The organism is Arthrobacter alpinus, from assembly GCF_001445575.1.
Taxonomy (GTDB): Bacteria; Actinomycetota; Actinomycetes; order Actinomycetales; family Micrococcaceae; genus Specibacter; species Specibacter alpinus_C.
In genome coordinates this window covers 3,594,070-3,606,911 of record NZ_CP013200.1, presented here as the reverse complement: position 1 = coordinate 3,606,911, position 12,842 = coordinate 3,594,070, and the positions used below count along the sequence as shown (strand labels likewise).

The following is a 12,842-nucleotide window of genomic DNA, read 5'->3' as shown; positions in this document are numbered from 1 at the left end:
ATCGAGTATTATGGCAGAGGCCCCGTGCTACACGGGGCCGGTCTCTAGTTCGTACCCGAACTTTTACGCACAAGTTGGGGATAAGCAAAGGTTTGTCATGGCTCTGAGCGATCTGTCTTCTAGAACCGCCAGCAAAAAACAATTCTTTACTGCTTCTGCAGCCATAGCCGTGGCAGCCGTTATTGTCACAGGCGCCGTTGTCTACCCCGGATTTACCACGGCTGATGTTGACCTCAATGACGGCAGTGTGTGGGTCACTAACCGTGCCGACGGACTGGTGGGCCACCTCAATGACCAGTCGAAGGTGCTCGACGGCGGATTCGCAGCCACCTCCACCACCTTTGACGTGATTCAGGATGCCGGGAACGTCTTTGTAAAGGGCGACGGCGGCAGCCTCCTTAGTCCGGTCAACGTCCCCTTGATGGCCATGGCCTCGGAGACGGGACTCGGCGGCGGCAAGCAAATCTCGCAGGGCACCAGCATTGTGTCGTTGACTGATTCCGGTGGGGGCAAGGTCTGGGCCATGGGCAACCAGGAAGTGCCCGGCTTCAGCGACAAGACCACGCCGCCCATCCTCAAGGGTCTGCGCAGCGCCGTCTCCGTCACCGCCCCGGATGACACCATTTTTACTGTTGATGCCGAGGCTGGGGAACTCATCACCACCACCCTGGACGGCGCCGGCAAGGTCGCCTCCCAGGAACGGGCCCCGGTTGAGGGGCTGGCTGGGACCAAGGACGTCCAGCTCACGGTGGCCGGTGGCAAACCCGTTGCGTTCTCTCCGGAGTCCGGTACGTTATTCCTCCCGGGCGGCAAGAGCGCAACCATTCCCGAGGCAACGGGGGCAGTGCTGGCGCAGCCCACGGTTGACGGAAACTTTGTGGCCGTGGAGACTGCAACTGCCTTGTTCACGGCGCCCCTGGATGGTTCGGCCGTCAAGGTGCTGGAGCTGGGAACTACGGGGAAGCCCGTGGCGCCGGTGGTCCAAAACGGTTGTGTGCATGCGGCGTGGTCGGGAGCCAACAAGTATGCGCTGTCCTGCAATGGCGCAGGGGACTTGGTGGACATCCCGAAGGCCTCGGCGAAATCGGAGTTTGTGTTCCGTAAGAACCGCGATGTGGTGGTCCTGAACGACGTAAACACCGGCAATGTTTGGCTCGTAAACCAGAACATGCTGTTGGTTAACAACTGGGATGACCTCAAGACGGATTTGAAGAAGGCAGACAACGCGGACAAGGAATCGGCTGATCCGAACGTGGTCAGCACCCTGCCGGACCGCACCAAACCCAACCGCCCGCCGGAGGCAGCCCCGGACTCCTTTGGTGTGCGTGCCGGCAGGACCACCATCCTGCCGGTCCTGTTCAACGACTCCGACCCGGACGGTGACGTGCTCACGGTGGGGGAGCCCGACGTCGAGCCTTCTCTTGGGGCAGTGACCTCCATTTATGACGGGACGGGCTTGCAAATCACCGTCCCTAACGAGCAAACCGGTTCGGGGGCGTTTCAGTATGCGGTCAATGACGGCCGCAACGGAACCGCCAAGGGCAATGTGGACGTACGGGTGGTGCCGGAAAGTGAAAACACCGCACCGCGCACCATGCGCAACACCACGCTGGTGGTGGAGCAGGGCCAGACCATGAAGCAGAACGTGTTGACCGACTGGATCGACCCCGACGGTGACGACATTTTCCTGAACAGTGCGTTGTCCGACGACGAGTCCGCCGTCATAAAGACCACTCCCGACGGCGAACTGAGCTACACCGACGACGGCGAGAAGCTCGGCATGAAAACCATGACGGTTTCGGTGTCGGACGGCCGCGACATCACGGAAAAACAGCTCAAGGTCAACGTCTTGCCCGCAGGTGGAGTGCCCCCCGTGGCGAATGCGGACTTTGTGCGCGCCGTGGCCGGCAAACCGGTGGTGTTGGCGCCGCTGAAGAACGATCAGGACCCGGCAGGCGGCGAGCTCCGGCTGGCCAGCGTCTCGCGGCCCGCCACTGCAAAAGTTTCCGAAATTGCGGACAACGGCACCGTCACGTTCAGCTCAGACACTGTGGGCGCCGTCTATCTGGAATACCAGGTGACCAACGGGCCCATGAGCGCCACGGGCTTGATCCGCGTCGAGGTGGTGGAACCAGACTTGCAGGGACTGCCCGTGGCCGTGAAGGACCTGGTCATGCTGCCCTCCGGCGGTTCCGCCCTGGTGGATGTGCTGGGTAACGATTCGGACCCGGCCGGCGGCGTCCTGGTCATCCAGTCCGTTGAACTGCCGGCGGGTTCGCCCGTGGCCGCCAGCATCATTGACCGCAACATCATCAAACTGACTGATCTGCGCGGATTGAAAGACACCCTGGGGATCAAATACACCATCTCCAATGGTGCCGGCAGTGCCACAGGTGAAATCTCAGTGGTGCGCATCCCGGCCCCGGACAAGCAACGGGCGCCGCGCGTGGAACCCGACACCGCGATTGTGCGCGTGGGCGATGTTGTCAGTATCCCCGTCCTGGCCAATGACACCGACCCCAACGGCGAGGTCTTGAAGGCTCCTGAGGTGGTCGAGGCGCCCGACGCAGAATTTGGCAAGCTCTTCACCGACCAGAACCAGCTGCGCTTCATCGCCGGCCCCACACCCAAGACCGTGCAGGGCGTCTACAAGGTCACGAACAGCTCCGGCCAGTTCAATTCGGCCCCGGTGACCATCACCATTGTGGCTGCGGACCCCGAACACAACCTGCCTCCGGTTCCACAGAACCTCACGGGTCGCGTCATTGCCGGAGACCAGGTGCGCATTCCGGTGCCGCTGAACGCGATTGATCCCGAGGGCGACTCCGTTGAGCTCGTGGGTGTTGACCAGGGCCCGGCCCTGGGTACTGCCGAAACCGGCAACGGCTACATCTTCTACACAGCTGGCGGCAGCTCCGCCGGCACCGACACCTTTAGCTACCGCGTGCGGGACAGGCTCGGTGCCGAGGCTGTGGCCCGGGTTGACGTGGGTGTGGCTCCGCCGCTGGAGGTGAACCACCCGCCGGTCACGGAGGACGACTACATTACGATGCGACCGGGGCGCAAGGTCTCCTTGGACGTCATGCTCAACGATTCAGATCCCGACGGCGGCCAGTTAGGTCTGGTTAAGAACGGCTTCAAGGGTCCTGAAGAAATGCAGCCCTCCATCACGGACAAGGGCAAGGTTCTGGTAACCTCCCCGGCGGCACCGGGTATCGCCACCATGATGTACACCGTGGCGGACAAGTTCGGCGCCAATGCCACCGGCAACATCCGCATGACGGTGACCCCGACGCCCCACTGAAGGCTCCCATTGCCCGGGATGACCGGGTCACCATTAAGGAGATGCTCGGCAAGAACACAGTAGACGTGCCGGTCTTGGAGAATGACGCCGATCCCGACGGTGTCACTGACGATCTTGAGATCAGCATCCAACCAGTTGAGGGCATCAAGACGGAGAACGCCTCCGTGACCGGCAGTGGTGCCGTGCGCGTGGTGCTGGCTGCGGGTGAGCAGATGATCCCGTACACGGTCACCGACCAGGATGGCCTGAAGTCCACGGCTGTCATTTGGGTGCCGGGCTTAGACAAGCAGTATCCGGTCCTCAAGAGCACTAAGGTCATTCGGCTGACCGCCGGAAAAAGCGCCACCATGAAACTTGCAGACTATGTTCAGGTCCGCGAGGGCCGTAAACCGCGCCTGACCGAAGCGTCCAAGATTTCCCTGGTGGGCGCTGGCAGTGAGAACGTCATTGTCGGAGAGGGCGAGGGCATCAACTACGCCGCGAAGATCTCCTTCTACGGGCCTGGGTCCATCACCTTTGAGGTCACCGACGGCACCGGTCCGGATGATCCCGAGGGGCTGAAATCCACCTTGACAGTCATGACCCTGGTGGATCCGGCACCCAGCGGTTCCAAGGACGAGAAGAAGAAGGAGAAGAAAAACACGCCTCCTACCTTCACCGGTTCCTCCCTTGAGGTGCCCCAGCAGGAGAAGGTAACGCTCGACGTCGGTCCACTCGCCTTTGACATTGATCCCGGAGATAAGGACAAATTCAAGTACGCGCTGTCCGGCAACAAGCCCGGCAACTTTGACGTTGACTTTTCCGGCACCGTGCTGACGGTGACCCAACGGGACGGCACCAAAGTGGGGGAGCAGGCTACCGTTCAGGTTTCCGTCTCTGACGGGACCAACGAACCGGTGACGGCCGATGTAGTGCTGCGGGCGACGTCGTCCTCGCTTCCCTTGCCAGTGGCGAACGACGACGTTGTGGCCGACGCCCACGCGGGCCGGGCCGAGACGGTGGAGGTCCTGAACAATGACGTCAACCCGTTCCCGGACACAGCACTGCGCGTAGTGGACACCATGACGGAGACCGGAAGTGCGGGCGTCACTGTCACGCACACGGACGGTGCCGTCACAGTCAACAGCGATGATGACTACAAGGGCACCGTGGTGGTGCGTTATGTGGTTGAGGACAAGACCAAGGATGCTGCGCGTCACGCCACCGGCCGCATCAAGATCACCATCAAGGGCCGCCCGGATGCACCCGCCAAGCCACAGGTCCTGGAGGAACAGGACAATGCTGTGCTGCTGACATGGGACCCGCCGGCGGACAATGGATCGCCCATCACCAAGTACACGGTGGCGTGGGCTGGCGGATCGCAGGACTGTGCCACCAACACCTGCACTATTTCCAAGCTCAAGAATGCCCAGAAGTATCGCTTCACGGTGACGGCCACCAATGATGTGGCTACCTCAACGGCGTCGACTCAGTCCACTGAGGCTATTCCGGACCGCAAGCCTGATGCCCCTGCTGCACCCACCACCAAGTTTGGTGACAAGGCCGTGACAGTGGACTGGGTGACGCCCGTGGGGGAGTTCTCGGCCGTGACCAAGTTCAACGTGGAGATTTCACCCGTCCCTGCGGGGCAGAACGCCCAACAGGCCGGGCTCACCGGGAACTCGTTTACGTGGCCGGGTCTGGAGAACGGAACGGAGTACCAGTTCCGGGTGCAGGCCATCAACAATGCCCCGAAGCCATCAGACTGGGGGCCGTATTCGGCATCCGTGGTTCCTGCAGGCGTGCCGGCCGCACCCAACGCACCCACGGTGCAGGTCTTGGAGCAGGTTGGATCCCAGAACCAGATCTCGGTGCAGTGGAATGAACCGTTCATCAACGGTGACGCGATCAAATCCTACACTTTGACGCAGTCCGGCGGCGGTGACGGCGTGAAGACCTATACGCCCACTACGACCAGCCAAACGGTCACAGTGGGCACGTCCACGGCGCCGTACACCTTCACAGTAACGGCCACCAACAAGGCTGGTACCGGTGCAGCCAGCGCTGCCTCAACGCCGCAACGTGCAGTGGGTAAGGTGGGGACCATGGTGGCCCCGAGCATCGCGATTGCCAACCAGACTGCTGCTGGTGGACGAGTCACGGTGGGCTATACACCGCTCAACGCGGCGCAACGCAACGGCTATGCCGCCAATGAAGTGACATACTGCGTGACCCTCTCCACATCGGCTGAACAGTGCGGGGTGGCCTCGGGTGCGGTGCTGGCATCGCCCAACGGCACCAACGTCTATGCCACGGTTCGCGCTAGGGCAGCAGCCGGTGGACAGACGTCAGTGGGAGATGCTTCTCCGGCGTCCGGGACCGTTGTTCCGCATGGTGTGCCGGGTTCAGCGACTGTCTCAGGCAGCAACGGTGGCGAGGACTCACAGAGTGTTTCCTACTCGTGGGCCTACCCCAGCGGTGCCGTGGATGCCGCCTCAGTTGAAGTTAATGTTGACGGCGGGGGCTGGGTAGCCAAGAGCGGTAATGGCTCTGCGAGCTACAACACCGGAGCCTGGAGCAAAACGGTGACCATCAAAGTTCGCGCCAAGAACTCTGTAGGAACGTATGGGGCTGTCGATTCTAAGACCCTAACCAGTGGAGCCAAGAAGCCGGACCCACCTGTCACGGAGGTCATTGTCGAGGAGGGCACCTGGCACTCCTGCACGCAAGGGCCGGGCGAGGGCGACAACTTCTACAGCAGTGGAGGTTCACTCTACTGTGACGGAACAAGGTCCCCGGGCGGAGACGTCAACCTAGGCGGCAAGTGGCTGGACCGGGCCGACGGCTGGGTTCAGGTGAGCGGCTGCGCCAGGTCGGGCTGGTACACCATGTCTAGCGGTCCACACCCGGGACGCTGGGTCAAGGCCAACACTGTTGATGTCCGTGACCGTAATGGAGGTAACATCCGCTGCTAGTCCCCACTCGCCGGCCCGGTAAATCGCTGACGCGATTTCCCGGGAACCTGGCGGGCGTGGGCCCAACGCCCTCCCCACGCCCTACCAAAGCTCGTGCCTCGCTTCGGGGCCCTCGGGCGCGTGGGCCCAATCGGTGGGGAGTACTCATGAACGGGGAGGGCTCCCCATTGCCGTCTCCGGATTTCTACTGGAAGCTGAAGAAGTCACAGGGATTGACCCGCCGAGATTAATCCATTCGACGTATAATTATTTCCGGCGCCGCTTTCACTGGAGGCCGGCCCACCTTTTTCGCAATATATGAAGTCGCACGGGCAGTTAATCTTTTGGAGTTTGGCACATGGCATTGCAGTCGCTTACGGGACGAACACTCCGCAAGAAGGATGTGCTGGGGATCTCCGGAACCATCGTGTTGGCGGCCTCCTTGGTCACGGGTGCCATTGTCTACCCCGGATTTACCACGGCGGATGTTGAGCTCAATGACGGCAGCGTCTGGGTCACCAACCGTGCCGACGGCCTGGTGGGCCACCTTAACGACCAGTCCAAGGTCCTCGACGGTGGCTTCGCGGCAACCTCCACCACCTTCGACGTCATCCAGGATGCCGGCAACGTCTTCATGAGTGGCGACGGCGGCAGCCTTCTAAACCCCGTCAGTGTCCCGATGATGGCCATGGCCTCGGAAACAAATGTTGGCGGCGGCAAGGCGAGCTCGCAGGGGACCAACATTGTCACCCTCACGGATTCCGGCGCGGGCAAGGTCTGGGCCATGAGCAATCAGGAAGTGCCCGGCTTCAGCGACAAGACCACGCTCCCCATTCTCAAGGGCCTGCGCAGCGCCGTCTCCGTGACGGCACCCGATGACACCATTTTTACTGTTGACGCCGAGGTCGGGGAGCTCATCACGACAACCCTGAACGACGCCGGCAAGGTCGCCACCCAAAACCGGGACAAGCTTGAGGGGCTGGCTGGGACCAAGGACGTGCAGCTCACGGTCGCCGGCGGCAAACCCGTTGCGTTCTCGCCCGAGTCCGGCAAGCTGTTCCTGCCCGGCGGAAAGAGCGTGAAGGTTCCTGATTCCAAGGGAGCCTTATTGGCGCAGCCCACGGCTGACGGCAACTTTGTGGCGCTGGAGACCGGCACGGCCCTCTATACTCAACCGCTGGACGGCGGTTCCGCCAAGGTCCTGCAGCTTGGTACCACCGGCAAGGCCGTGGCCCCGGTCATCCAGAATGACTGCGTCCACGCGGCGTGGTCGGGTGCTAACAAGTACGTACTTTCATGTGATAGCACAGGCGATGTGGTCGACATCCCCAAGGCCTCAGCGAACTCCGAGTTTGTCTTCCGCAAGAACCGCGATGTAGTGGTCCTGAACGACGTCAACACCGGCAATGTGTGGCTCGTCAACCAGAACATGCTGCTTGTCAATAACTGGGACGACCTCAAAACGGACCTAAAAAAGGCCGACAACGCCGAGAAGGAATCTGCCGACCCCAACGTAGTCAGCACCCTGCCGGACCGGACCAAACCCAACCGCCCACCGGAAGCTGTCTCTGATTCCTTCGGCGTCCGCGCCGGCAAAACCACCATCTTGCCCGTGCTCTTCAATGACTCCGATCCGGACGGTGACGTGCTCACGGTGGAACCTCCCACCGTCGACCCTGTCATGGGCGCGGTGCAATCCATCTACGGCGGGACCGGACTTCAGATCAACGTGCCTGCGGATAAGAAGGGCTCGGGAACGTTTGACTACACCGTCAATGACGGCCGTCAGGGCACGGCCAAGGGCAACGTCGAAGTGCGGATCGTGCCGCCGAGTGAAAACTCGCCACCTAAGCCCATGCGTGATTCCCCCATGGTGGTGGAGCAGGGCCAGACAATGAGCCAAAATGTGCTGACGGACTGGATCGACCCCGACGGGGACGATATTTTCCTCACCGGCGCTGTCTCTGACGATGAGAGTGCCGTCATCAAGACCACGCCCGACGGCGAACTCAAGTACACCGACGACGGCGAAGAAGCCGGCATGAAGTCGATGACCATCACAGTCTCGGACGGTGTTGACAGCACCGAAAAGAAAATTAAGGTCAACGTCAAAACAGCGGGCACCGTGCCCCCTGTTGCCAACGCGGACTTCTTCCGCGCTGTAGTGAATCAGCCCATTGCGCTGGCCCCGCTGCGCAATGACCAGGACCCTTCCGGTGGCACACTGCGCTTGGCCAGTGTTTCCAAGGCCGCAAACACCACCATCTCCAGGATTGCGGACAATGGCACCGTCACCTTTACCGCCAGCGCGCCTGGGGAGGTGTACCTGGAATACCAGGTGACGAATGGGCCCATGAGCGCCACCGGCCTGATCCGGGTTGATGTGGTACCTGAAGACACTGCCGGATTGCCGGTCGCTGTGAAGGACCTGGCCATGTTGCCGGCCGGTGGATCGGTTTTGGTGGATGTGCTGGGCAACGACATGGATCCGGCCGGGGGCGTTCTGGTCATCCAGTCAGTGGATGTCCCCGGCGGGTCTCCCGTCTCGGCCACCATCATTGAACGCAACGTCATCAAGCTCGCCGACGTACGCGGACTGACCGGCTCCATGAGCATCAAATACACCATCTCCAACGGTGCCGGCAGTGCCGTTGGCGAGATCTCCATCATCCGCATTCCTGCGCCAGATAAGTGGCTGGCGCCGCGCGTGGAACCCGACACCGCCATTGTCCGTGTGGGTGATGTGGTCAGCATTCCCGTGTTGGCCAATGACACAGACCCCAACGGTGAAGTACTCAAGTCTCCAGTTGTGGTGGAGGCCGGGAATGCCGAATCTGGCAAGTTGTTCACAGATCAAAACCAGCTGCGCTTCATCGCCGGCCAGACTGCCGGAAAAGTGCAGGGTGTCTACAAGGTCGCCAACAGTTCGGGCCAATTTGGCTCTGCTCAGGTCTCCATCACCGTCGTCGCCGCCGATGCCGAGCACAACCTGCCCCCGGCTCCGAAGAACCTGACCGGGCGCGTCATCGCCGGGGACCAGGTGAAGATCCCTGTGACCCTCAACGGGATTGATCCCGACGGTGATTCCGTGGAGCTGGTGGGCGTTGACAAGGCGCCATCGCTGGGTACCGCCGAAACCGGCAACGGCTACATCTACTACACGGCTGGCGGTAACTCGGCTGGGACGGACACGTTTAGCTACCGGGTCCGGGACCGCCTCGGTGCCGAGGCCATAGCCCGCGTGGATGTGGGTGTCGCGCCGCCGCTGACCCTGAACCACCCGCCGGTCACCGAAGACGATTTCATCACGATGCGTCCGGGCCGAAAGGTTTCCCTGGATGTCATGCTCAACGACTCTGATCCCGACGGTGGCCTGCTGGGCTTGGTCGAAAACGGCTTCAAGGGTCCTGAAGAAATGCTGCCCACCGTCACGGACAAGGGCAAGGTTTTAGTGACGTCGCCCCAGGAACCGGGCACCGCCACCATGATGTACACGGTCGCTGACAAGTTTGGGGCCAAGGCTACCGGCAACATTCGCATGACTGTCACCCCGGAGGCGCCCTTGAAGGCGCCCATTGCCCGCGATGACCGGGTCACTGTGAAGCAAATGCTGGGCAAAAACACTGTTGACGTGCCGGTCCTGGAAAACGATGCCGATCCCGACGGAGTGACCGAGGCGCTTAAAGTCGCCGTGGAAGCGGCTCCGGGTGCGTCTGCGCCCGATGCCTCCGTCACGTCCGCAGGCGCCGTTCGTGTTGTGCTTACGGCAGGGGCGCAAATGATCCCGTACACCATCACGGATCAGGACGGTCTCAAAGCCACTGCCGTAATCTGGGTTCCGGGCTTGGATAAGCAGTACCCCGTGCTCAAGAGCCACGACGTCATCCGCCTAACCGCCGGTGAAAGTGCCGTTATGAAGCTCGCGGACTATGTTCAGGTGCGTGAAGGCCGTAAACCGCGCCTGACCGAGGCCTCCAAGATCTCGCTTTTGGGTGCGTTGAACGAAGACGTCATTGTGGGAGATGGTGCGGCCATCAACTACGCTGCCGACATTAAGTTCTACGGACCGGGCTCCATTACCTTTGAGGTCACAGACGGTTCCGGCCCCGATGATCCCGAGGGTCTGAAATCAACGTTGACGGTCATGACTCTGGTGGATCCTGCCCCTGTCACGAAGCCCTCAGATGATAAGAAGGACGACAAAAAGAAGGACGAGGAAAAGAAAAACACTGCGCCAACGTTTACCGGTTCCATGCTGGATGTTCCCCAGCAGGAAACTGTCACCCTTGACGTGGGACCCCTCGCCTTTGATGTTGATCCAGGGGATAAGGAAAAATTCAAGTACTCCCTGGTGGGTGGCGCTCCCGCCGGTTTCAAGGCAGAGCTCAAGGGCACGGTCTTGACCGTTTCACTCGATGACAACACCAAGGTGGGTGCCGGTGGAACCGTCACGGTGCAGGTTGATGACGGCAGCAACGATCCTGTTCCGGCCGAGATTGTGCTGAAAGCCATTTCCTCCTCCGAGCCGCTGGCGGTGGCTAATGAGGACATCGTCCTGGACGCCCACGCCGGCCGTGAGGAAGTCATCAAGGTTCTGAAAAATGACGTGAACCCGTTCCCGGGCACACCCCTGGAAGTGGTGGGCACCTCGATTGAGACCAGTAGCGACGGCATCACCGTCAGTAACAATAAGGATTCCGTCTCCGTCAACACGGCCGATAATTACAAAGGCACCGTGGTGGTGCGTTACATCATTGCGGATAAGACTAAGAACGAGGACCGCTACGCCAATGGCCGCATCCGGATCACCGTCAAGGGCCGCCCGGATGCACCCACCAAACCCCAGATTGTGGAGGAGAAGGACGAGGCTGTTCTGCTGACTTGGGACCCGCCTGCAGACAATGGCGAGCCGATCACCAAGTACACGGTGGCGTGGGCAGGCGGGAGCCAAAACTGTGAAACGAACACCTGCACCATCACGGACCTAACCAACACCAAGGCCTATAAGTTCACCGTCACTGCCACGAACGACGTCGGCACCTCACCGGCGTCGAAGGCTTCAGTAGCTGCCACCCCGGACCGCATGCCCGACGCACCGCTGGCACCCACCACAGTCTTTGGAGACAAATCCGCTGAGGTCAAATGGGTGACCCCTGTTGGCCCGTACACTGCGGTGACTAAATTCAATGTGGAGATTTCCCCGGCGCCTGCCGGCCAGAACGCCCAGCAGGTCGGTGTCACGGGCAACTCGCTGACCTGGCCGGGGCTGGAGAACGGAACGGAGTACCAATTCCGGGTCCAGGCCATCAATAAGGCCCCCAACCCTTCCGAATGGGGAGCGTATTCTGCCTCCGTGATCCCGGCCGGTGTGCCAGGAGTTCCGGTTGTACCCACCGTCCAGACCAACCGCGCTGTTGGCTCCAACAGCCAGGTGAGTGTTTCCTGGTCGCAACCGTTTATCAATGGTGACCCGATTTCCAAGTACGAGGTGGAACGGTCAGGTGGCGGGCAAGCTCCCGTCACTCAGACCGTCACCGGCCTGAGCACCACGTTCTCGGTGGGTACCTCCACAGAGGGCTACCAGTACCGGGTGCGTGCCACCAACAAGGCAGGTACAACTGCCTGGGGCGGAATGTCGTCGCCGCAACGGGCGTTGGGCAAGATCTCCAACGCCCCGCAGGCACCGGGGATCACCCTGGTGGGTACTAACGCAGCTGGCGGGCAGGTCAAGGTCACCTATAACGCCCTGGCTCAGAGCCAGCTCAACGGCTATGCCTCCTCCGAGGTGCAGTACTGCGTGACGTTGTCCACGGGTGCTGCTAGTTGTGGTGTGCCGAGCGGGGTGGTCATGAACTCGCCGAATGGAACCAATGTCTACGCCAATGTGTATGCGCAGCCAACCTCCAATGCCGGGGACAGGAGCGACTCCTCAGGTGCTTCCGCAACTGTCAACCCGTTTGGTGTCCCGGGTCAGACAGGCGTGAACGGGTCCACTGCCGGTGCCGAGCAAAAAACCGTGAGCTGGAATTGGACTACTCCAGGTGCGAATGGACGGGCCATCACCCGATACGAGATCAGCCTCAACAATGCTGGCTGGACCTCAGTGGGTATGAATGGCAGCTACTCCACCGGCACAGCCAACTACAACGATTCAGCCAACCTCAATGTGCGGGCCTGTAACGAGGGAGGCTGCGGCGCGGCTTCAGGAAACGTGACCTCACGTGCGGGCTCGGCGCCGCCGCCGCCCGTAACGGAATGGAACATTACGCACTCCATCGGCTCCAGGACCTGCATGGACGCCTTGGGCAGCACCAACTGGAACGGCAGCACGTGTGACGGAGGACACTGGTTGAACCCGGGGAACACCATCCTGACCAACTGCTACGTGTGGCGCGATGGCTCCGAACCCGGCTACTGGTACCGCCAGGTCAGTGGACCCAATGGCAGTAACAACGGCTTGTTCGCTCGCTGGGACTCCTTCAGCACCGAGTCCGACTGGAAGCCGAGCTCCTCAATGCCTCCGTGCCCGCAGGGACCGAACGACTGGTGACTCGGCCGTAAACCACCAACCCAGCAAAGCTCGGAGGGGGCCCGGAGCGCTTAAG

Annotated in this window: 3 protein-coding genes; all 3 read left to right on the top strand. The window is 61.3% G+C overall.

Going from position 1 to position 12,842, the window contains the following annotated elements:
* Window positions 1–97: 97 nt before the first annotated feature.
* A complete protein-coding gene (locus tag AS189_RS16060) occupies window positions 98–3,304 on the top strand; it encodes an Ig-like domain-containing protein (protein WP_062291118.1) in 3,207 nt (1,068 codons plus the stop codon).
* Window positions 3,301–6,258 (top strand): fibronectin type III domain-containing protein, encoded by a 2,958-nt coding sequence (locus AS189_RS16055; RefSeq protein WP_337589228.1) that lies wholly within the window; start codon window positions 3,301–3,303, stop codon window positions 6,256–6,258. The genes AS189_RS16060 and AS189_RS16055 overlap by 4 nt, the downstream gene beginning before the upstream one ends.
* A 337-nt stretch (window positions 6,259–6,595) precedes the next feature.
* A complete protein-coding gene (locus tag AS189_RS16050) occupies window positions 6,596–12,787 on the top strand; it encodes an Ig-like domain-containing protein (RefSeq protein WP_062291112.1) in 6,192 nt (2,063 codons plus the stop codon).
* Window positions 12,788–12,842 lie beyond the last annotated feature (55 nt).